Source organism: Pseudomonas sp. Kh14 (assembly GCF_900291005.1).
GTDB classification, from domain to species: Bacteria; Pseudomonadota; Gammaproteobacteria; order Pseudomonadales; family Pseudomonadaceae; genus Aquipseudomonas; species Aquipseudomonas alloputida.
Map to the genome: position 1 here is coordinate 1 of NZ_OLKJ01000190.1, position 256 is coordinate 256.

The 256-nt window shown below is 22.7% G+C and carries 1 protein-coding gene; it reads left to right on the forward strand.

Features of this window, described 5'->3' with window-relative positions; genetic code table 11:
• Window positions 1-150 precede the first annotated feature (150 nt).
• Window positions 151-256 (forward strand): co-chaperone YbbN (locus FQ668_RS27790; protein WP_144180822.1); only part of this gene is annotated, 106 nt, incomplete at its 3' end.

Genomic DNA, 256 nt, shown 5'->3' on the forward strand with positions numbered 1-256 from the left:
ATACCGAGTTATTATTTTCGGAAGAAATTTTAGTATAATAAAATCCTAATTTGTTGTAAATAAATTGAAATAATGGTAAACTCTTACTGTTTATTTTTTTAATATTTATATTTAATATTTTGTTGCTATAAATGGAGGATATTAATATATATGAGTGAAAATTTAATTTATATAAATTCAAAAGAGGAATTTGTAAACAAAGTTTTAAATTCTAAAATACCGGTATTAGTGGATTTTTGGGCACCCTGGTGTGGTC